This window comes from Kribbella sp. NPDC003557, assembly GCF_040610805.1.
Lineage (GTDB): Bacteria > Actinomycetota > Actinomycetes > Propionibacteriales > Kribbellaceae > Kribbella.
Window position 1 is genome coordinate 127,435 of the sequence record NZ_JBEXMY010000013.1, and the last position, 22,693, is coordinate 150,127.

Below are 22,693 nucleotides of genomic sequence, written 5' to 3' on the forward strand. Positions count from 1 at the left end.
TGGCGGGATGTAGCGGGCCAGCGGTGAAACAACCCGCCAGCGGTGCTCAGCTCAGGGTGAGGCGGAAGCTGTGCGGCTGGGGCTGCAGGTCGTGCGGCGGGAGGATCGGTGCGCCGCTGGTGGGGCTGCCTAGGCCGTGTTGCAGGGCGTCCAGCGTGAGCCAGACGCGGTCGCCTGGCCGCAGGTCCTCGGGGTGCTCGGCCGCGGCCAGCTCGGCGGTTGTCCAGCGGCGTACCGTCAGCGCGACGTGTGGGTCACCGGTCAGGCGGAGCTTGCCGGCCGCGCCGGACAGCTCGGCCCAGCGGACGTCGCCGCGGGCGCCGTTCTCCTGCGGGTACAGGTACGGCACCTGGAGGTCGTCGATCGTGCTGGTGTAGCGGCCGATCCGCGCCGCCGACCGCGAGTCCGGGTACGCCTGCCCCGGGCCCAGCCCGAACCAGGTCATCGTGTGCAGCCCGCCCGGCAGACCGAACGTCACGCCCAGCCGCGCCCACGGCGCGGTCCACTCGCCCAACGGCTTGACGTCGACCTCCGCCGTCAGCCGCTCGCCGTCGGTCCGCCAGGTGTAGGTGGTCAACACCCGAGCGTCCGTGGCGGCCGCGCCGACCATCGTGGAGACCATCAGCGCGTCGCCCGTCTGCTCGACGCCGACCGTCCGGTACTGCAGCCGATCCAGCCCGGCATTCGCCCACCGGCTCTTCCGATCCAGCGTCGTCGCATCCCAGGTCCGCGCGTCGTGCTGAGTAGGCGCCCGCCACAACTCCAACGGAACATGCTCAACCACCCATCCGCGCAGCCGCACCAGCCGTCCGGTCGCCAGATCAAACACCCCCGGCCCCACCTTCAGCTCACCACCGCCCGCCTGCGCGGCGGGCGCGCAGGCGCCCGCATTCGGCAACTGCCGGCCACCCAGGCCCGGCGTGAGCGAGGTCGGGCTGACGCCGGGTGCCGGGGCCTGCGTGAAGGTTAGTTCGTGGCCTGCCCTAGCCCACGGGGCGTCGTCCGTGAGGACTGCCCGGAGTGTTAGCCAGTGTTCTCGGTTGTGGGTCGGCAGGGTGGGGAGTTTGATCGTGGCGGATTCGCCGGACGCGATCACGGGGACGTCCAGCGTGCCGCGGTCCACGACGAGGCCTTCGTCGGCCAGGTCCCAGTGGAACGACAAGTGCGAGGTGTCGAGTACGTCGTACCGGTTGGCGACGGTGAGCACGTCGTCGGCGATCGTCAGACGGACCGGCTCGTAGACCTTGTGGACCTCCGCCAGCACCGGCTGCGGTGTCAGGTCAGGGAACACGAGACCGTCGAGCACATAAGTCCCGTCGTGCAGATCCTCACCGAAGTCGCCGCCGTAACCGTACGATCCGTCGGCCCGCAGGATCCCGTGCTCCATCCATTCCCACAGGAACCCGCCCTGACACCGCTCGTACCGGTCGAAGAGCTCCTCGTACTCCGGCAGCCCGCCGGGACCGTTGCCGCCGGCATGCGAATATTCGCAGAGCACGAACGGCATCGCCCGCCGCCGGGCGTCCAGCTCCGGATCGTCCAGCGGCTTCTCGGCGCGTTTCCCGATCGCCTCGACCTCGGCGTGCGACGCGTACATCCGGCTGTACACGTCGACGTCGGCGCAGGTCAGGTCGCCCTCGTAGTGCACCGGCCGGGACGGATCCCGGTCGCGGGTCCAGGCGGCCATCGCGGTCAGGTTCGACCCGACGCCGGCCTCGTTGCCGAGCGACCACATCACCACGCACGGGTGGTTCTTGTCCCGCTCGACCGTGCGCCGCATCCGGTCCAGCGACGCGTCCAGGAACCGCGGGTCATCGGCCGGGTTCCCGCGCCAGTCGAGCAGGAAGAACCCGTGCGACTCGTAGTCGCACTCGTCCATCACCCAGAACCCGAGCTCGTCGCACAACTCCAGCAGCCGCGAGTCCGGCGGATAGTGACTGGTCCGGATCGCGTTGATGTTGTGCCGTTTCATCACCAGCAGCTCGGCGCGCAGCCGCTCGACCGGTACGACGCGGCCGAACACCGGATCGTGCTCGTGCCGGTTGACCCCGTGGAACACGATCCGCCGGCCGTTGACCCGCAGGACGCCGTCGACGATCTCCACCGTGCGGAAACCGATCCGCAGCGACACCCGCTCACCCGGCAGCTCCACGACCGCGTCGTACAACCGCGGCACCTCGGCCGACCACGGCTCGACCCCGGGAACCGTGACCGTCTCGCCGCACGGCGCGGCGACGTCCAGCTCCGGGATCCGCACAGTCGCACCCGGCGCTGTGTCGACCCGCAGGACGCCGGCGCCGTCAACGTAGTCGGCGTGCACGAACACGTCCGCGTCCACCGGCCGCGAGATCAGCGTGACGTCCCGGAAGATCCCGGGCAGCCACCACATGTCCTGGTCCTCGAGGTACGACCCGGAGGACCACTGGTGCACCCGTACCGCGAGCACGTTCCGTCCCGGCCGCAGGACGCCGCCGACCGCGAACTCGGCCGGCAGCCGCGACCCGCGCGTCACCCCGAGCTCGACCCCGTTCAGCCAGACCCGCGCGCACGAGTCCACCCCGTCGAAGCGCAGCACGGTCGAACCGCTCCACGACTCCGGCAGCTCGAATTCCAGCCGATGGTCCCCGGTCGGGTTCTCGTCCGGCACGTACGGCGGGTCGACCGGGAACGGATACTTCTGGTTCGTGTACGCCGGACTGCCGTGCCCGTGCATCGGCCACGACGACGGCACGGGCAGCCAGTCCCAGTCGGCATCGTCGAAGTCCGGCGCCTCGAAGCCCGTCGGCGGCACCGACGGCGTCCAGCGGAACCGCCACTGCCCGTTCAGGCTGAGCCGCGGCGCATCCGACCGTACGGCGGCCCGCGGCGGAAGCACGCCGTACCCGGGACCGGGATCCTCCCAGTAGTTCACGCGTCCTCCCGGATCCATACCGTCATCGGTCCGACCGTCCGGTTCGCCCAGGCGTAGTAGGGGATCGCGGTCAGCGGGCCCCCGCGCGCCGGCACCTCGATCGTCGTCACGCCGCCGAGCAGCTCAGGCCGTTCCCGCTCGATCAGCTCGCCCGCGACCACGGCCGTCGCGTCCAGGACGACACCGGCGTCCTGCTGCTCGAAGCAGTACACCAACGGGCCGCGCTCGATGGCGACGCAGCCGCGCACGGAGTCGATCCGCTCGTCCGGTGTCGTACGACGGGCCGCGACCGGCAACTCCAGCACGACCTCGTCGCCCACGGCCCACACACGCCGCAGCGGCCCTTCGTGTCCGTTCACCGTCAAGCTGTGGCTGTCCGCCCACGCGGGGATCCGCAGCCCGAGGGTCCAGGGCGTGTCCGGCGTCGACGTGATCCGCACCCGGACGGTGCCGTGCCACGGGTACTCGGTCTCGACGTCGAAGCCGATCTGGCCGGCACTCACCGAGGCCGGCGCGTACAGGTGCACCTGCACCCCGTTGTCGTCCGAGGTCGCAACGAGCTGATCCAGCGCGGACAGGGTGCGCATGACGTTCGGCGGGCAGCACGCCGTACCGAACCAGGGCTGCCGGCCGCCGACCGCTGATCGCTGGTCGTCGGCGAAGGCGTTGTGCCGCACCTTCAAGGTGTTCACGTAGAAGAACCGGTCGCCGCCGAGCGACACCCCGGAGATCACCGCGTTGTAGAGGGTCCGCTCGATCAGGTCGGCGTACTTGCTCTCACCGGTCGCGAGCAACAGCCGCCAGCTCCATTGGACGCTCGCGATCGCCGCGCACGTCTCGCAGTACGCGGTATCCGGCGGCAGCTCGAACGGGTCGCCGAACGCCTCGCCGTACCAGCGGGAACCGAGCCCGCCGGTCAGGTACGTCTGGCTCTCGACCATGGTCGCCCACATCGCCCGCAACGCATCGAGCAGCTCGCCGTCGCCGGTCTCCACCGCCACGTCGGTCGCACCGGACGCCAGGTAGAGCGCGCGGACCGCGTGCCCGGCGATCGTCCGGGTCTCGCGCACCGGCAGGTGATCCTGGAAGTACGCCGGACCGTGGTGGCCCGGGGGAGTGAGCGTCCCGTGCCCGCGGGCCTCGACGAAGTACGTCGCCAGCTCCAGGTACGCCGCCGTGCCGGTCTCGCGGTAGAGCTCGACGAGGGCCATCTCGATCAGCGGATGCCCGTCGACACCCTCCAGCCGGCCGGGGCCGAACGTCTTGCACAGGTGATCGGCGAACCGGCACGCGACGTCGAGCAGGGTGCGATCCCCGGTCGCCCGCACCTGCGCCACCGCCGCCTGGAACAGATGTCCCGCGCAGTACAGCTCGTGCCCCTTCTCGAGGTCGCCGTACCGCCGACCGTCGAGGGCCAGATGGGTGTGGGTGTTGAGGTACCCGTCCGAGTCCTGTGCCGCGGCGACCAGGGCACCGGCACTCGATTGCCAGTCGGCGAGCTCGGTCGACGGTTCGCGTGCCTGCTCCCAGGCGACCGCTTCCAGCCACTTGTAGACGTCGGTGTCGGCGAACAGCTTGCCCGCGAAGGCCGGCCCGGCGCTCGCGTCGGTGTCCGGTTCCTGCCTGGCGGTGCGGCGGAAGTTCCGGAGCGTCCCGGCCTCCTCCAGCCGCCGCGCGGCAGCCGGGATCGTGGCGTCGCGGTTGATCCGTTGCCGCTCCAGCCAGAACCCGCCGCTGATCTTGGTGCTGCCGAGAGGGAGTGGGCGCAAAGGCATGGAGGCTAGGTAACCACCGGCGCGGTCGTTCCGGCAAGAGTTCGTGCAAACGATTGCGGTCGAGAAAATCTCTGCCTGCAAACGATTGCAACTTTCCGGCGTCACGCTCTTGACACGCCTTCGTAACCTCCGTGACCATGAGGGCCGTCGTTCCATTCGGAGTTGACTAGATATTCAACCTGCCGCCCCCTGCCGAAAGTGAGGCATGGACGATGACCGAAATTTCTCCTCCGCATCCAGCGGGCTGGTCCCGGCGTGGATTCGTCGGGACCACCGCGGCCGCCATCGGCGTCGCGTCGCTCGGCATCACGCCGACCGCGACCGCGAGGACGACCGCTGCCACCACCGCGAACGACGACCGGCTGCCGGCCTTCCCGGGCGCCGAGGGCGCCGGGATGTGGTCCAAGGGCGGCCGTGGTGGCTCCGTGTACGAGGTGACCACGCTGGCCGATTCCGGACCCGGTTCCTTCCGGGACGCGGTCTCCGGCTCGAACCGGACGATCGTGTTCCGGGTCTCCGGCACGATCCAGCTGCAGTCGGGCCTGAAGATCGCCGGGAGCAACCTGACGATCGCCGGACAGACCGCGCCCGGCGGCGGGATCTGCATCGCCGGCTACGGCACCAACATCAGCGGCGGCGCGCACGACATCGTGATGCGCTACCTGCGGTTCCGGCTCGGCGACGAGAACGCGGTCGCCGACGACGCCTTCAACACCAACGTGCCCGGGTCGGTGAGCCCGGGGATCCGCAACCTGATCATCGACCACTGCTCGTTCAGCTGGGCGGTCGACGAGTGCCTGTCGCCGTACGGGAACTACGACGTCACCGTGCAGTGGTGCATCGTCTCCGAAGGGCTCGCGCTGTCGGCGCACCCGAAGAACCGGCACGGGTACGGCGGTATCTGGGGCGGCGAGCGGAACACGTACCACCACAACCTGGTCGCGCACCAAGGTGGCCGGCAGCCGCGCTTCGGCTACACCGAGGGCATCAACCTCGAGGTCGACCACTACAACAACGTGATCTACGACCACGGCTACACGTCGGTGTACGGCGGCGAGTGGGCCAACGGCATCAACATCATGAACAACTTCTACAAGCCGGGCCCGACCACGCTCGACGAGGTCGCACCGGTCGTGGTGAGCGCGAACCGCGGCGGCCAGTGGTACGTCGCCGGTAACCAGGTCGAGGGCCACCCCGACGTCACCGCGCACAACCGGCGCGGCATCCGGTACCCGATCGGCGGCATCGTCGAGCTGACCGAACCGCAGCCGATCCCGGGCCGCGGCACGGTGCAGGCGGCGAACAAGGCGTACGAGGCGGTGCTCGCCGGAGCCGGCGCGATCCTCCCGCGGCGCGACGCCGCCGACGCCCGGGTCGTCGACGAGGTGCGCAACGGCACCGGCCGGCTGATCAACTCGCAGAAGCAGGTCGGTGGGTACCCGGACCTGGCCCGGACCGAGGCGCCGGTGGACTCCGACCACGACGGCATCCCGGACTGGTGGGAGAAGGCGAACGGCCTCGACCCGAACGACCCGTCGGACGCGCAGAAGATCGCGCCGAACGGCTACACCTACCTGGAGAACTACCTCAACTCGCTGGTCCCGGACCCGGTCGGCAACCCGGCCGTGCGGATCACCGCCCCGGCGCAGAACCAGACGTTCGCGGGCCGGACCGCGCCGACCGTGACGATCGCGGCCGACGCGTCCGCCGCGAAGGGCGGGCAGCTGGCCAAGGTCGAGTTCTTCGTCGGCGACCAGGTCATCGGCAGCGCCACGCAGGCGCCGTACCAGGTGCAGTGGAAGAACGTTGCCGACGGCTCCTACTGGGTCACCGCGCGGGCCACCGACAAGAACGGCTCGGCGACGCAGTCGACCGCTGTCCAGTTGCACGTCAACAAGCAGGTCGGCACGACCGGCTGGACGTCGGCGTCGGTCGGGAAGCCACCGGTGCCGGGGTCCGGGAGCCTGGAGAGCGGGGTCCTGACGATCAAGGGATCCGGCCGGATCTACGGGCGGAACAGCAACTTCCACTACGTGTACCGCAAGCTCCAGGTGGGCGGCGCGGGCGCCGTCTCGCAGATCGGCGCCCGGCTGGACAACATCAGCAAGATCGCCAACGGACTCACCGCGGGCCTGATGATCCGCGACTCGCTCGACCCGTCCGCGCCGTTCATGTACGGCGGCATCGGCTTCGGTGTCGCGGGCGGGTACGGCACGGTCAACGACAACGCGAGCGCCGCGCCGACGGCCACCGACGACGGCGGCATGAAGGCACAGGCGATCCGGATCCAGACCCACGGCTCGGTGCCCAGTGTCGGACCGTGGCCGTGGGACGGCAGCTACCTGGATCCCACGAAGGTGTACTGGCTGCGGCTGCTCCGGCGCGAGCGCCCGCAGTTCCGGGACGTCGAGTTCGAGGCGTTCATCTCCACGGATCAGGTCAAGTGGGACCGCTTCGGCTACGAGAAGCTCGTGATGCCGAGCCGCTCCTTCTACATCGGGTTCGCCATCGACGGCGGCCTTCTGGACGACAACGGCCTCGTCGACTACGGGACCGCGCAGTTCAGCAACATCACGCTCGAGCAGCAGTGAGGTAGGACGATGTCTGAGAGAACGATCGATCGACGCCGGCTGTTGCAGGGCGGTCTCGGCCTCCTGGCCGTCGCGACCGTCCCGGGGTGCGGCTTCTTCAACACCAAGCCGGCCGGTGCCGGCGCCCAGGCCGCCGCGGCCGGCGAGAAGGAATCGCCGATGCTGAAAGCCCTGGTGGACAAGGGCTCCCTGCCGCCGCTGGCGGACCGGCTCCCGAAGAACCCGCCGGTGATCAAGCCGCTGGCCGGCAAGGCGCAGTACGGCGGGACCTGGCGGTCGGCGATGCTGACCCAGGAGGACACCCAGTGGCTGTGGTACGCGATGCGCTACGAGCCGCTGCTGCGGTGGAAGCCGGACAAGGTCGGCAAGCCTGGGTACGACGAGATCGAGGCGAACACCTGCGAGTTCACGGTCGATGCCGAGAGCAAGGTCTACACCTTCACGCTCCGCGACGGCCTGAAGTGGTCCGACGGCAAGCCGTGTACGGCCGACGACCTGATCTTCACGATCCTCGAGGTGCAGTGCGACGAGGGCCTGCACCCGGACGGACTCTACGACGCGTTCACCTCGCCGGACACCGGCAAGATCGCGAAGGTCGAGAAGGTCGACGAGCGCACCATCAAGATGACCTACAGCTCGCCGCAGCCGTCGCTGCTGGTGCAGATCGCCGACGGCATCTTCGAGCGTGAAGGCGCGTACGGGATGCTGCTGCCGAAGCACTACTTCCAGCAGTTCCACCTCAAATACAACAAGAACGCGAACGCGCTGGCGAAGAAGGCCGGCGTCGGCAGCTGGACCGACCTGTTCGCGCAGAAGCAGAACCCGTGGACCAACCCGGAGCAGCCGACGCTGGCGCCGTGGAAGGTGACCACCGCGCTCGGCAAGGGCTCGGCGGTCACCCTGACCCGCAACCCGTACTACTGGAAGGTCGACGACCAGGGCCGCCAGTTGCCGTACATCGACAACTGCCGGGTCGAGGTCGTCCAGGACGCCCAGGTTGAGCTGCTCAAGGTGATGAACGGCGAGTTCGGCATGCAGTACCGGAACTTCGGGACGCCGCAGAACAAGCCGGTCGTCGCGCAGAACCGGGAGAAGGGCGGCTACAAGATCTTCGAGGTGCCGACCCAGCTCACCAACACGATGGTGCTCGGCCTCAACCTGACGCACAAGGACCCGGTCAAGCGGGCGCTGTTCGCGAACAAGGAGTTCCGGGCCGGTCTCTCGCACGCGATCAACCGCAAGGAGGTCATCGACGCGGTGTACGCCGGTCAGGGCGAGCCCTGGCAGGGCGCGCCGCCGAAGGACTCGCCGTACTACAACGAGCAGCTGGCCACGCAGTTCCTGGAGTTCGACGCCGCCAAGGCGAACCAGCACCTGGACGCGGCCGGGCTGACCAAGAAGTCGCCGGCCGGCAAGCGGCTCGGCGCGGACGGGAAACCGGTCTCGGTCGCCGTCCTGGTCAGCGAGTCGTTCCCGGACCACGTCGAGGCGATCGAGTTCGTCAAGAAACGCTGGGCCGCGGTCGGTATCGAGCTGCGCACGCAGGCGGTCAGCGAGGACCTCTACAAGGAGCGGGTCAAGGCCAACGACCACGACGCCGGCACCTGGACCTGCGGCACGTTCGTGTTGCCGACCGGCACCGGCGGTGACCACTACTGGGTGCCGACCAACGACGGCAGCGCGCGCTACGGCATCGGCTGGGCGCAGTGGTACCAGTCGAAGGGCGAGGAGGGCGTGAAGCCGCCGGCCGAGATCCAGAAGCAGATGGAGCTGTTCACCCAGGCCCGGCAGGAGCCGGACCCGGCGAAGACGCTCGACCTGGGCAAGCAGATCCTGCAGATCGCGGCCGACCAGTTCTACTACATCGGCATCAGCTCGGTCCCGAACACGTACGGCGTGGTGAAGAACGACTTCCACAACGTGCCGGACACGATGAGCGAGTCGGTGGCCCCGGGCATCGTCCACCCCGAGCAGTTCGCGATCGGCCAGTAATGCTGCGGTTCGTGGCCCGGCGGCTGGGCTGGATGGCGATCACGCTGGCGGCGATCTCGTTCGTCACCTTCGTGGTCATCAAGCTGCCGCCGGGCGACTACACCACCACGGTGATCGCGAACGCGGAGGCCCGCGGCCAGGACATCCCGGACTCGCAGATCGCCGAGCTGAAGCGGCACTACGGGCTCGACAAGCCGTTCATCGTGCAGTACTTCACCTGGATCTCCGGGGTGGTGCTGCACGGTGACCTCGGCCAGTCGTTCGCCTGGAACCAGTCGGTGGCCAGCCTGATCGGCAACCGGGTGCTGCTCTCGATGGTGCTGTCGATCGCGAGTCTGCTGTTCGTCTGGGCGATCGCGTTCCCGATCGGCATCTACAGCGCCCTGCGGCAGTACTCCGGCGGCGACTACGTGGCGTCGTTCCTCGGCTTCATCGGGATGGCCGTCCCGGAGTTCATGCTCGCGCTGGTGATGATGTACATCGGGTTCCGGTACTTCGGCCAGAGCGTCGGCGGGCTGTTCTCACCGGAGTACGCGGACGCGGCCTGGAACCTGGGCAAGCTGCTCGACCTGGTGTCCCACCTGTGGATCCCGATCGTGGTGGTCGGGGTCGCCGGGACGGCGGGCCTGATCCGGATCACCCGGGCGAACCTGCTCGACGAGTTGCACAAGCCGTACGTCGCGACCGCCCGGGCGAAGGGCCTGCCGGAGTGGAAGCTGCTGCTCAAGTACCCGGTCCGGATGTCGCTCAGCCCGTTCTTCAGCACGGTCGGCTGGCTGCTGCCCGGCCTGATCAGCGGCGAGACGATCGTGTCGGTCGTGATGAGCCTGCCGACCAGCGGTCCGCTGCTGCTCGGCGCGGTGAAGAGCCAGGACATGTACCTGGTCGGCAGCTTCGTGCTGATCCTCAGCACGCTGACGGTGATCGGCACGATGCTCAGCGACCTCGCACTGGCCTGGTGGGATCCGCGGATCCGCACCCGGTTCCAGAAGGGATAGATCTGAATGGTCCAGCAGACCGAGGCGATCGCCCCCGACACGGGGCACGAGACGCCGGCGGAGGTGGTGAAGAGCCTTCGCGACCACGGCGCGCTGCCGCAGTGGCGGCTGATGTGGCGGCAGTTCCGCCGGCACCGGCTGGCGCTGATCGGGCTGATCGTGCTGGTGCCGATCTACTTCGTCGCGATCTTCGCGGGCTTCTTCGCGCCGTCCAGCGCCGACACCGCGCACACCTCGCTGCCGTACGCCCCACCGCAGCGGATCCACGTCGACGCCGAGCACGGCATGTTCGTGTACGGGTACTCGTCGACGCGCAACCAGGAGACGTTCGAGCAGACCTTCACCGTCGACAAGTCGAAGATCGTCGACGTCGGGTGGTTCGTGCGCGGCGACGAGTACTCGATCCTGGGCCCGATCAAGTCGAACATCCACCTGATCGGTCCGACGACGGCCGGCGAGCCGTTCTTCCTGGTCGGCGCCGACCAGTCCGGCCGCGACCTGCTGTCCCGGCTGATCCACGGCGCCCGGGTGTCGCTGTCGATCGGGCTCGTCGGGGTGTTCGCCAGCTTCGTGCTCGGCATGCTGATCGGCGGCATCTCCGGCTACATGGGCGGCACGGTCGACAACATCATCCAGCGGATCATCGAGTTCATCATGTCGGTCCCGACGCTGCCGCTGTGGATGGCGTTGTCGGCGGCACTGCCGGGCAGTTGGGGGCCGCTGACCAGATACTTCGCGATCACGGTGATCCTCTCGCTGATCGGCTGGACCGGACTCGCGCGGGACGTCCGCGGCCGGTTCCTCAGCCTGCGCGAGGAGGACTTCGTGATGGCGGCGCGGCTCGACGGCGTCGGCCGGACCGGGATCATCTTCGGCCACATGGTGCCGTCGTTCGCGAGTCACATCATCGCGTCGATCTCGATGGCGGTGCCGCGGATGATCCTCGCCGAGACGAGCCTGTCGTTCCTCGGCCTCGGCCTGCAGCCGCCCGCGGTCAGCTGGGGTGTGCTGCTCGAGGGCGCGCAGAACATCCGCGCGGTCGCCACCGCGCCGTGGCTGCTGACCCCGGGCCTCGCGGTCGTGGTCGTCGTCCTGGCCATGAACTTCGTCGGCGACGGTCTCCGCGACGCCGCGGATCCCTACAAGTGAGGACTCTGTGATGCAACCTCTCCTGGAAGTGCGCTCGTTGAGGACTCACTTCGAGCTCGGCGACGGGGTCGTGAAGGCCGTCGACGGGGTCAGCCTGTCGGTGCCGCGCGGCCGGACGCTGGCCGTGGTCGGCGAGTCCGGATGCGGCAAGAGCGTCACCGCCCGGTCGATCCTGCGGCTGGTGGAGAAGCCGGCCCGGATCGTCGGCGGCGAGATCCTGCTGTACGACGACGCGCCGGACAGCGAGCCGCTCGACCTGCTGGCCGCGAAGGACAAGCGGCTGCGGCAGGTCCGCTGGGCCGATATCGCGATGGTGTTCCAGGAGCCGATGGCCTCGCTCAGCCTGGTGCACACGATCGGCGACCAGATCGTCGAGGCGATCCGGCTGCACGAGAACGTCGGCAAGCAGGTCGCCCGGGAGCGGGCGATCGAGATGCTCGGCCGGGTCGGCATCCCGAACCCGCAGCGCCGCGTGGACTCGTACCCGTTCCAGCTCAGCGGCGGTATGCGGCAGCGCGCGATGATCGCGATGGCTTTGTCCTGCCGGCCGCGGCTGCTGATCGCGGACGAGCCGACGACCGCGCTCGACGTCACCACCCAGGCGCAGATCCTGGACCTGCTGCAGGACCTGCAGCAGGAGTTCGGGATGGCGATCATGCTGATCACGCACGACCTCGGCGTCGCCGCCCAGGTCGCCGACGAGGTCGCGGTGATGTACCTCGGCGAGGTGGTCGAGCAGGGCCCGGCGTCCGCCGTGCTGAGCAACCCCAAGCACCCGTACACGCAGGCTCTCGTGCGCTCGGTGCCGCGGCTCGGCCAGCGCGGGCAGGACCGGCTGGTCGCGGTCCGCGGGACCGTGCCGCCGCCGTACGAGCGGCCGTCCGGGTGCCGGTTCCATCCGCGCTGTGACGCGTTCATGGCCGGGAAGTGCGACACGACCGTGCCGGTCCGGGTCCGCAGCGACGAGATCGACGTGGCCTGCCTGCTGTACGGCGAGGAGAAGCGATGAATCTGCTGGAGACCAACGGGCTGACCATGCACTTCCCGCTGCACGGCGGGTTCCTCGGGCGGAATCGCGGGTTCGTGAAGGCGGTCGACGGTGTCGACCTGTCGATCAAGGCCGGCCGGACGCTCGGGCTCGTGGGGGAGTCCGGCTGCGGCAAGACCACCCTCGGCCGCTGCATCGTCCGCGCGTACGAGCCGACCTCGGGCAGCATCATGTTCGACGGCGTCGACCTGGCGCCGCTGACCGAGAAGCAGCTGAAGCCGTACCGCGGGCAGGTCCGCCTGATCTTCCAGGACCCGCACTCCTCGCTCGACCCGCGCAAGACGCTGCGCGACATCATCGCCGAGCCGCTGCGGGTCCAGGCCGCCGGTTCGCGCGACGAGATCGACGACAAGGTCGCCGCGCTGCTGCGCCGCGTCGGGCTGCGGGCCGAGTACGCGCACCGCTACCCGCACGCGTTCAGCGGCGGCGAGCGGCAGCGGGTCGTGATCGCGCGGGCGCTCGCCACCGAGCCGCGGCTGGTGGTCGCGGACGAGGCGGTCAGCGCGCTCGACGTCTCGGTCCGGGCCCAGATCCTCAACCTGCTGCGCGACCTGCAGGAGGAGTCGGGCCTCACCTACCTGTTCGTGTCCCACGACCTCGGCATCGTCGAGCACGTCGCCGACGACGTCGCGGTGATGTACGTCGGCAAGCTCGTCGAGAGCGCGTCGACCGAGGAGCTCTACACCAAACCTCTGCACCCCTACACCGAGGCGCTGCTGAGCGCCGTACCGGATCCCGATCCCGCCTCCCGCGGGCTCCGCGAGCGCATCAAGCTGCGCGGCGAGATCGCGGACCCGTCGAAGGTGCCGGCCGGCTGCCCGTTCCACCCGCGGTGCGGGTACGCCGAGGCGCGGTGCAAGACCGAAGTCCCGCAGCTGCGCGAGATCGGTGGCCGCAAAGTCGCGTGCCACCTGGCCGAGCAGCTCGACCTGAAGGGTGTCCTCACGGCCACCACCGCCCCGTAGGAAAGGTCATCTCCATGTCTGAAGGAAACATGTCCCGCCGTGGCCTGTTACGAAACGGCGCACTGATCGGTGGACTTGCCGCATTCGGCGGCGCACTGCAGACCACGCCGGCCGCGGCGAGCTCCACCACCGCCGTACCCCGCGCGGGCGCCCGGTCAGCCGCTCAGTCCGCGGCCGGTGTCGTCGACATCCCGAACAAGTACAACGTGCCGTTCTCGGTCGCCGACGACGAGCTGTTCGTCTTCGCCGCCAACTTCAAGCCCTTCGAGCTCGGCGGCAACGACAACGGCCGCGAGGCGACCCGGTACTTCGACACCGTGTTCGGTGACGCGATCCAGGCCAAGTTCCCGAACATCAAGCTCAAGTACGCCACCTGGGACTACCCGATCCGGTACGAGGACATGGCCAAGGCCGGCCGGGTGCCGGACCTGATCCTGGAGGACCCGCGGCTGCGGATCGACCGGGACCTCGAGCCGCTGGGCTGGACCCAGGACATCACCGGGCTCGTCCAGCAGGCCGGTATCGACCTGACCAAGCTCAACATCGGCTCGGTCGAGCAGATCAAGTCCCGCTCCGACGGCGGCCTGTACGGCGTCCCGCTGTGGATCGACGAGAGCCTGCTGTTCTACAACAAGCTGGTCTTCGACAAGTTCGGCGTCCGGTACCCGACGGCCGGGTCGACGTACGACGACGTCTACAAGCTCGCGCAGAAGCTCACCCGGCAGGACGGGATCCACCACTACAAGGGCTACATGCAGCACCCGGACAACTACCTCGCGATGAACCAGCTCGGGCTCTACCCGTTCGTGCCCGGTTCCAGCGAGCAGCCGGCGCCGGAGGACGTGAAGGTCAACCTGACCAGCGCGGAGTGGAAGACCGTCGCGAACAACATGTACCGGTTCCTGATGATCCCGCGGAACAACTTCACCACGGTGGACGACTTCTTCAAGGGCGACATGAGCTTCCCCGGGCATCTCGCGATGGCGGTGAACAACCTGTCGAAGCTGAACGCGTACGCCCTCAGCCCGTACTACGTCGAGGAGGACGACGCCGCGCAGTTCGCCGAGTGGGCCAAGAGCGTCAAGATCGGCGTCACCTCGATGCCGGTGCTGTCCCGCGGCTCGCAGACGATCTACCAGCCGGACACCCGGGCCGCGTTCATCCCGCCGCAGTCGCAGCACAAGGACCAGGCGCTGGACGTGATCAAGTACCTGGTGTCGGAGGAGATGCAGACCCGGATCTCGTCGTACGGCATGAAGGCGGTGCTGAAGACCGACGCCGTCGTGAACGCGTTCGGTACGGCGATCCCGGAGCTCGCGGCGGTCGACACGTCGGCCGTGTACTGGGGCGAGAACGCGGTGATCAAGAACTACCAGAACACCGAGTACTGGGACATCCCGCTGTACAAGGTGTTCCGGCAGCACGTGCTCAAGGACGGCATGGACGTCGACTCGTCGCTGCTCGTCACCGAGACGCAGGACATCCCGGACTACATCAAGGCGCAGGTCGCCCGCGGGCTCACATGGTGAACGACCCCAGGTTCGACGGCCGCATCCGCGAGGGTGCGGCCCTCCTGCCCACCATCCACCCCGGCGACAGCCACGCCGTGACGCTGGTCGAGACCGCGTCCGGCGACCTGTTGTGCGCGTGGTTCAACGGGCCGGGGGAGGGCGAGCCGGACACGAACATCGTGCTCTCCCGCCTCCCGGCCGGCACCGACACCTGGTTGCCGCCCGAGCAACTGTCGTCCGATCCGCGCCGCTCCGAACAGAACCCGTTGTTGTTCGTCACTCCTGAGAACCACGTCTGGTTGCTGCACACGTCGAACGAGCCGCACGACCAGTCGACGTCGCGCGTGATCCGTCGCGTCTCGACCGACGGCGGGCTGTCCTGGGAGCGGAGCGAGGTGCTGTTCGACCACCTCGGTTCGTTCATCCGGAACCCGATCGTCGTGCTGAGCAACGGCGACTGGCTGCTGCCGGCGTACGACTGTGACAAGACCGCCGAACGCACGGTGCTGAAACTCAGCACCGACCAGGGCTCGACGTGGTCGACCGTGGAGGTGCCGGACGCGGTCGGGCAGGTGCAGATGAGCGTCGCCGAGCTCTCACCGGGCGAACTCGTCGGCTACTACCGCAGCCGCGCCGCCGACCGCATCCACCGGTCGGTGTCCAAGGACAACGGCCGCACCTGGACCGCGCCGGAGCGCACCACGCTGCCGAACAACAACTCGGCGATCCAGGTGCTCCGGCTCACCGACGGCCGGCTCGTCATGGTGTTCAACGACTCGTGCGCCGACCGCGACCAGTTCCGCTGGGTCGACGACGGCAAGGGCGGCGTCCGCCGGAAGACCCTGCGGACCCCGCTGACGCTGGCGTTGTCCGAGGACGACGGCGCCACCTGGCCGTACTGGCGCAACCTCCAGGTGCAGGACGAGGAGTACCGCGACAACGAGTTCGGCTACTCGTACCCGACGCTGCTGCAGACCCGCGACGGCCGGCTGCACGTCGCGTACTCGTACCTGCGCAAGACCATCAAGCACGTGATCCTGGCGCCCGAGTGGATCCAGGCAGGAGACCGATTGCCATGAGTATCGAGAAGTGGGGCTTGCACGAGCTCACCCTGACCGGGCCTGCTGAGGGCAACCCGTTCGCGGAGGTCGAGTTCCAGGTCACCTACCAGTTCCGGAACCGGATGGTGACCGTCGACGGTTTCTACGACGGCGACGGTGTCTTCCGCGCGCGGTTCTCCCCGGACCGTGAGGGGGAGTGGTCGTACATCACCTCCAGCTCCGCCCCCGAGCTGGACGGGCACCAGGGCACGTTCACTTGCACTACACCGGGCCAGGGAAACCACGGGCCCGTCACTGTCCTGGGCAAGCACCACTTCTCCTACACCGACGGCACGCGCTACGACTGCATCGGTACGACCTGCTACCACTGGACGTACGAGTCCAAGGAGCTTCAGGAGCTCACCCTGGAGTCGTTGCGCGAGGCCCCGTTCGACAAGGTCCGGATGTGCCTGCTGCCTACGGACGGGATGCGCCCGGAGCGCACCCCGTTCGCGGGCTCGACACCCGGCGCCGTCGACGTCGACCGGTACGACCCGGTGTTCTTCCAGCACTTCGAGAGCCGCGTCGCCGACCTGCTGGCCCTGGGCATCGAGGCGGACCTGATCCTGTTCCACCCGTACGACCGTGGCGTGTGGGGCTTCGACCGGATGACACCGGCCCAGGACGCGGCGTACCTGCGGTACGTCGTCGCGCGACTGGCGGCGTACCGCAACGTCTGGTGGTCGCTGTCGAACGAGTACGACTTCAACCACGAGAAGACGATCGCGGACTGGGACCGGCTGCTGCAGTTGGTGCAGCGCTACGACCCGTACCAGCGGCTGCGGTCGATCCACAACGGCACCAAGATGTACGAGGTCTTCACGCCGTACGACTTCGGCAAGCCGTGGATCACCCACCAGAGCGTGCAGCACTGGGACGGCGCCGAGGTCGCCGCGTGGCGGGACTGCCCGAAGCCGGTGGTGATCGACGAGATCGGCTACGAGGGCAACGCCGGCCGCCGCTGGGGCAACCTGACCGCGGACGAGATGGTGCACCGGTTCTGGCAGGGTATGGCGCTCGGCGGGTACGTCGGTCACGGCGAGTCGTTCGTCGACCGGGAGACCCGGGCGTGGATCTCGATCGGCGGCCGGCTGTACGGCGACAGCCCGGAGCGCATCGACTTCCTCCGCGCCGTGTTCGCCGGACTGCCGCGCCAGTCCGACGGCGAGGTCGACACCGACCGGTGCGTGCTGCACTACCTCGGCGACCGGCAGCCGTCGGCGGTCGAGCTCGACCTGCCGGACGGATCGCCGTTCCACTTCGACCTGATCGACACCCGCGCGATGACCATCACCCCACTGGCCGACTACGCCGGCCCGAGCCGCATCCCGCTGCCCGCCACCCCGTACCTCGCCCTGAGAGGCACCCGATGACGTCAGTAGCACGCTGGGACGTGCTCGAACTACCAGTCTCCGGACCGACCGGCGTGCAGTTCCGCCACCCGTCCGGCGCCACCGCTTACGCCGAGTCGTTCCAGTCGGGGGAGAGCTGGCTCGTCCGGTTCAGCCCGGACCTGGAAGGCGAGTGGACGTACGACGGCGGCAGGTTCACGTGCACGCCCGCGACGTCGCACGGACCTGTCCGGCGGGCCGGGACGACGCTGCGGTGGGCGGACGGCACGCCGTACCACCCGCTGACGACGTCGTGGTTCGGCCGCCCCGACCAATGGGCCGCGGCCCGTCCCGCGATCGCGGCATCGCCCTTCAACCGGGTCCGCCTCGCATTCTCGAAGGCTCTCGAGGACCAGGTCCGGGATCTGCTGACGGCCGGCATCGTCGCCGACGTGATCCTGCCGCTCGACGAGCCCACCATCCGCGCCACGGTGAACCGGCTGTCCGCCTACCGCAACATCACGTGGTGCCTGTCGCCTACGCCGGTTGCCGCGGACGTCCGGCGGTTGGCCGAGCTGATCGCCGAGCTCGATCCCAGCCACCACCTGATCTCGATGCACGAGGCAACCGACCCCGGACCGCCCTGGCTGACCCACCTCAGCGTCCGCCTCGAGAACCTCCGCGGCGTCTCGGCCCTCCGCCGCGACCACGCCAAACCCGTCTTCGTAGACGCCTGCGGCCACGAAGGCAACGGCACCACCCCGGACACCAGCCTCCGCCCCGAGGAGATGCTCACCCGCATCTGGGAAGGCACGGTCCGCGGCGCCCACGTCACCCACGCCGAGTGGTACGTCGCCCCACAACCAACCGCCGACCCCCAGCAGTCGTCTGGCGGCGCCGAGCAGTCGTCTGGCGGCGCCGAGCAGTCGTCTGGCGGCGCCGAGCAGTCGTCTGGCGGCGCCGAGCAGTCGTCTGGCGGCACCGTGCCGTGGTCCGCCGGTGGCAGCCGGCCCACTGGCGTTGTCGCGCAGCGGCTGCGGCTGTTGCGTGAGGTGCTCGACGAAATGCCGGACGGCGTGGAGCCCATCGACGACTACCGCGACGCGCCGACCCTGGCGGTGCCGGGCTCGTACTACCTGCAGTACCTCGGCGAGCACCAGTTCCCCGACCGCACCTTCTCCCTCCCCGACGGCGTCTACGACGTCGACGTACTGGACGTCTGGAACCACTCCGTACGCCGCACCCGCGAAACCGTCACCGGCACACTCACCGTCCGCCTGCCCGGCACGCAGTACCAGGCAATCCAGATCCGCCGGACCTCCTGATGCCACCGCTCACCTCAGGCCCCCGCCAAGCCGAGCTCCGCCGCACGCCCGACGGCGTCGTCCTGCAGCTCGGCCTGACCGACGGCCCGACCTACCTCGAACGCCCCCTGGCCGGCCTGCTCACCTGCTCAGCCAGCCGCCCCTGGCAGCCGAGCCTGCTCCAGACCGCCGGCACACCGGCGCCCGACGGCTGGTGGATCTCGCGGCGCCCGGGCGAGCACCGAGCAGGCTGCCGGACCGGACCACTCGCCGTCGAAGCGCGCCTGTCCTTCGACGACGCCGACCGGTTGAATCTCGAGCTCCGCTGGCGCAACACCAGCAAGCGCCGCCTCGCCGACCTCGCCGTCGGGCTGCTGCTCGACCTGGGCCGGGTCAAGGACAGCCAGCTCACCGTCCCCGGCCTGATCTACAACGACAACCCGTCCGCCGACCCGGCGCGCGCCGTACCGCGGATCGGCCCGACGCCCGGCGGCGGTTTCCTCGCCGAGGAGGACCGGCTGCCGATCCCCGGCGTGAACCTCGAATGGCGTGAGGGCCGCGAACGCCGCTGGCTGTCCGTCCTCTCGCGCCCGCAGGCCCGGCGCTCCGGAGATGGTCAGGTCCGCTACGGCTCGCTCGGCGCGATCCGCCAGGACGGGCCGGTGATCGCGGCGCTCAGCGGCGTACTGATGTTCGACGGCAAGCAGGACATCCGGTACGTCAGCAAAGCCGAGACCGAGGCCACCGACGACGGCTACCTGACGCTGCGGCCGGGGGAGACCTACACGCAACACCTGGTCCTCGACTGGGGCCCTCAGGATGTCCGCGGTCACGCCTTCCGGCAACTCGTCCACACAGCACGCACGCTCTTCACCGGCTCCGGTGCCGACGGTCTGGCGCCCGACGAGCTGGTCCGGCTGAAGACGGTTGCTCTGGACAACCGGTGGTTCCAGTCCGGGACGGTGGCCGGCTACACCAAGTTCAGCGAGATTCCCGGCAACGGTCCGCGGAAGTCCCGGCACTTCCTGTACGGGTGGACGGGCCAGGCGCTCAAGCTCGCCTGGTGTGACGCCCAGATCGGCTTCACCACGCGGGACCGCCTGCGAATCGACCGGTGCCGCGCGGCTGTCGAGTTCTACCTGTCGGGCAGCCCGACGCCGACTCCCGGCCTGCGCCACAACGCTTACCAGGTGACGACCCGACGCTGGACGAGCTTCCGCACCGGCAACCGGCCGATGATCTCCAGCCGCGCGTACGGCGAGACGATCGCCGACCTGGCCGACGTCATCACCCTGTTCCGGACTCACGACGAACCCGTCCCGCCGTCCTGGTTGAATGCTCTGACCGAGTCCATGACCTTCCTCCGTACCCCGGCCGGATCCGGCGCCCAGCTGGCTGACGGTACATTCCCGGTGGGGTGGCGGTTGGACGGCTCCCCGGCGGCGACGACAGTCTCGTCGGCCGGGATCCCGTGCGTGCTGGCTGCTCTGAAGGCCTCGGAGGTCCTCGGCGACCCCGAGCTGTTGTCGGAGGCAACCGTCTGGCTCTCGCGGTACCACGACCAGCACGCGCGGACCTTCGACCGCCCGTTCTCGCGCTCGACTCTGGACGCGGCGTGCGAGGACAAAGAAGCCGGCATGTACTACTTCATGGCCGCCTACGAACTCTTCCGCCGCACCGGCGATCCCACTTACGCGACCTGGTGCGAGGTAGCCGCCGACTGGCTCCTGACCTGGGTCTACGTCTGGTCCCCGGAACAGGACGAGGACTCGCCCCTGCACGCGGCGGGCTTCAACGCGATCGGCTGGCCGACTGTCAGCGTCCAGAATCACCACCTCGACACCTTCTTCCCGACGTACGAACTCCTGTCCTTCGGACTCACCGCCAACCGCCCGTCGTACGTCGAAGCGGCGCGAACGACGCTCCAGGCCCTCACGCAGACCGTCGCCACCAGCCCCAACGACTGGAACTTCCCTCTCCCCGGCGAACAAGGCGAAGCCGTCTTCCAGACACACTGGCAGCGCCGCGGCCACGCCAACACCTGGAACCCCAGCTGGGTCATCGCCGTGCCGCTCGCCAACGCCCTCCGCGTCCAAGCCCTGCCGCCGGCCGATGACTGACTACCTGATCACCGAGTTCGGGGCCGCTGCCGACGCGGACTGTACGGCCGCCATCGCGAAGGCGATCGACGCGTGCGCGCTCACCGGCGGGCGCGTCGTCGTACCCGCCGGTGAATTCGTGACCGGCGCGATCCGGCTGCGCAGCAACGTCGAGCTGCACGTGTCCGCCGGGGCGACGCTGCGGTTCAGCACCGACCCGACGGCGTACCCGATCGTCCGCACCCGCTGGCAGGGAATCGAGTGCTTCAGTCACTCACCTCTCATCTACGCGTACGACGAAACGGACGTCGCGATCACCGGCACCGGGACCCTCGACGGTGGCGCGAGCACGGACAACTGGTGGCGCAGCACCCGACCGCGCACGGACTGGGAACGTCTGCTGCGCATGGTCGACGACGGCGTGCCGGTGGCGGACCGCGTCTTCGAACCCGGTCATGGTTTCCGCCCCAGCTTCGTCCAGCCACACAGCTGCCGGCGCGTGCGCATCGAGGACGTACGGATCGTCAACGCCCCGATGTGGGTGGTGCATCCGGTCTACTGCAGCGAGGTCCTCGTGCGTGGCGTCACCGTCGACTCGCACGGCCCGAACAACGACGGCTGCAACCCGGACTCCTGCACGGATGTCGTCATCAGCGGCTGCTCGTTCGACACCGGTGACGACTGCATCGCGATCAAATCCGGCCGCGACGACGACGGCCGCCGTGTGGGCCGCCCGTCCCGGAACATCCTCGTCGAGTCCTGCCGGTTCGTCGCAGGCCACGGCGCCCTGACAATCGGGAGCGAAGCGTCCGGCGGAGTCCACAACATCCACGCCCGCGACCTGCACGTCACCGGCCCAGCCGTCGACCACGCCTTACGAATCAAGACCAACTCGTCCCGCGGCGGCCTGATCGAACACATCACCGTCGAGAACCTCACAGTCGAGTCAGTCACCACCTCCGCGATCCTCATCACCACCCGCCACGCAGAACCAGAACACTTCGGCGGCCACACCCCCGTAGTACGCAACATCACCATCAAGAACCTGACAGTCCGCTCCGCTCCCCGATCCATAGAACTCCTCGACACCCCACAGGCCCCAATCCAATCCTTCACCCTCACCTCCCCAGAACCCGCCTAACCAGCCCACCTCACCACCACGCCCCACCGACCCCCGCACCAGCCGGCAGCCACCAGCCGAGCCCTCCACCCAGATCTCCTCCGAACCCGCCTAACCTCACCAACCCACCCCACCACCACGAAACACCGAGCCAGCCTGCAGGTGCCGATCGGATCCTCAGCGCTGACCTGCTCTGGTACTGCGTGAACAGCCCGGGCTCACCGAGCTCTCCCGGTACCGCGAACCGCGGAGTTCGCGCCAGCCCCGCAGGCGCGGGTCGAGTACTTCACCCGCCTGCACCGAACCCGCGTAAACAGCCCGCACACACCAACTTGCCCCGCCAAAGCGAGCCGCGGAGTTGCGCGACAGCTCGCGGGCGCTCGGTCGAGTCCTTCACCCGGCCTGCTCCGAAGCCGCGTAACCCACCTGCTCCGAACCGCCTTACCAGCCCGGCCTCACCAAGCTGCCCCACCATCGCGAACCACGGAGCTCCACGACAGCTCGCAGGCGCTCAGTCGAGTCCTTCACCCAGACCTATTCCGAACCACCCAAAACAGCCCGACCTCACCAAGCCGCACCACCACCGCGAACCGCGCAACTCGGCGCCAGCTCGCAGGCACGGGTCGAGTCCATCACCAGCCTGCTCCGAAGCCGCGTAAACGGCCCGGCCTCACCAAGCTGCTCCGCGCGTACCGTGGAGTTCACGACAACCCGCGGGCGCGGGTCGGGTCTGTCACGCTGACCTGCTTTGGTACTGCGTGCGCAGGTCGGCCGCGCCGAGTTGTTCCGGTACCGGGCG

14 protein-coding genes are annotated in these 22,693 nt (G+C 69.0%); 12 read left to right on the forward strand and 2 right to left on the reverse strand.

Going from position 1 to position 22,693, the window contains the following annotated elements; translation table 11 throughout:
• Positions 1–46: 46 nt before the first annotated feature.
• Complete coding sequence (locus ABZW60_RS38910) at positions 47–2,911, reverse strand: glycoside hydrolase family 2 TIM barrel-domain containing protein (RefSeq protein WP_355485674.1); 2,865 nt, start codon at positions 2,909–2,911, stop codon at positions 47–49.
• Positions 2,908–4,686 carry a beta-L-arabinofuranosidase domain-containing protein gene (locus ABZW60_RS38915; RefSeq protein ID WP_355485675.1) on the reverse strand — a complete coding sequence of 593 codons (1,779 nt, stop codon included), beginning with the start codon at positions 4,684–4,686 and terminating at the stop codon, positions 2,908–2,910. The genes ABZW60_RS38910 and ABZW60_RS38915 overlap by 4 nt, the downstream gene beginning before the upstream one ends.
• Before the next feature lie 212 nt (positions 4,687–4,898).
• Between ABZW60_RS38915 and ABZW60_RS38920 the strand changes: the two genes are divergently transcribed.
• From ABZW60_RS38920 to ABZW60_RS38975, 12 genes are read left to right on the forward strand one after another with little or no spacing between them, the layout of a single operon-like run.
• Positions 4,899–7,277 (forward strand): Ig-like domain-containing protein, encoded by a 2,379-nt coding sequence (locus ABZW60_RS38920; RefSeq protein WP_355485676.1) that lies wholly within the window; start codon positions 4,899–4,901, stop codon positions 7,275–7,277.
• Positions 7,278–7,286: 9 nt separating this feature from the next.
• Positions 7,287–9,269 (forward strand): ABC transporter substrate-binding protein, encoded by a 1,983-nt coding sequence (locus tag ABZW60_RS38925; protein ID WP_355485677.1) that lies wholly within the window; start codon positions 7,287–7,289, stop codon positions 9,267–9,269.
• Positions 9,269–10,267 carry an ABC transporter permease gene (locus ABZW60_RS38930; protein ID WP_355485678.1) on the forward strand — a complete coding sequence of 333 codons (999 nt, stop codon included), beginning with the start codon at positions 9,269–9,271 and terminating at the stop codon, positions 10,265–10,267. The genes ABZW60_RS38925 and ABZW60_RS38930 overlap by 1 nt, the downstream gene beginning before the upstream one ends.
• 6 nt (positions 10,268–10,273) lie before the next feature.
• Entirely contained in the window at positions 10,274–11,416 is a 1,143-nt protein-coding gene (locus ABZW60_RS38935) for an ABC transporter permease (protein WP_355485679.1), read from the forward strand.
• 10 nt (positions 11,417–11,426) lie between these two features.
• On the forward strand, positions 11,427–12,425 hold the full coding sequence (locus ABZW60_RS38940; RefSeq protein WP_355485680.1) for an ABC transporter ATP-binding protein: 999 nt from the start codon (positions 11,427–11,429) through the stop codon (positions 12,423–12,425).
• The gene (locus ABZW60_RS38945; RefSeq protein ID WP_355485681.1) at positions 12,422–13,429 is read left to right on the forward strand and encodes an oligopeptide/dipeptide ABC transporter ATP-binding protein; all 1,008 of its coding nucleotides are present in this window, start codon (positions 12,422–12,424) and stop codon (positions 13,427–13,429) included. Before ABZW60_RS38940 ends, ABZW60_RS38945 begins: the two co-directional genes overlap by 4 nt.
• A gap of 14 nt (positions 13,430–13,443) precedes the next feature.
• A complete protein-coding gene (locus ABZW60_RS38950) occupies positions 13,444–14,958 on the forward strand; it encodes an extracellular solute-binding protein (RefSeq protein ID WP_355485682.1) in 1,515 nt (504 codons plus the stop codon).
• The gene (locus tag ABZW60_RS38955; RefSeq protein WP_355485683.1) at positions 14,955–16,019 is read left to right on the forward strand and encodes a sialidase family protein; all 1,065 of its coding nucleotides are present in this window, start codon (positions 14,955–14,957) and stop codon (positions 16,017–16,019) included. Before ABZW60_RS38950 ends, ABZW60_RS38955 begins: the two co-directional genes overlap by 4 nt.
• The gene (locus ABZW60_RS38960) at positions 16,016–17,413 is read left to right on the forward strand and encodes a DUF5060 domain-containing protein (RefSeq protein ID WP_355485684.1); all 1,398 of its coding nucleotides are present in this window, start codon (positions 16,016–16,018) and stop codon (positions 17,411–17,413) included. The genes ABZW60_RS38955 and ABZW60_RS38960 overlap by 4 nt, the downstream gene beginning before the upstream one ends.
• Positions 17,410–18,696: a DUF5605 domain-containing protein gene (locus ABZW60_RS38965; protein WP_355485685.1), complete on the forward strand. Its 1,287-nt coding sequence runs from the start codon at positions 17,410–17,412 to the stop codon at positions 18,694–18,696. The genes ABZW60_RS38960 and ABZW60_RS38965 overlap by 4 nt, the downstream gene beginning before the upstream one ends.
• Complete coding sequence (locus tag ABZW60_RS38970) at positions 18,696–20,795, forward strand: hypothetical protein (protein WP_355485686.1); 2,100 nt, start codon at positions 18,696–18,698, stop codon at positions 20,793–20,795. Before ABZW60_RS38965 ends, ABZW60_RS38970 begins: the two co-directional genes overlap by 1 nt.
• Positions 20,788–21,915, forward strand: a complete 1,128-nt coding sequence (locus ABZW60_RS38975; protein WP_355485687.1) for a glycoside hydrolase family 28 protein — start codon at positions 20,788–20,790, stop codon at positions 21,913–21,915. Before ABZW60_RS38970 ends, ABZW60_RS38975 begins: the two co-directional genes overlap by 8 nt.
• Positions 21,916–22,693 lie beyond the last annotated feature (778 nt).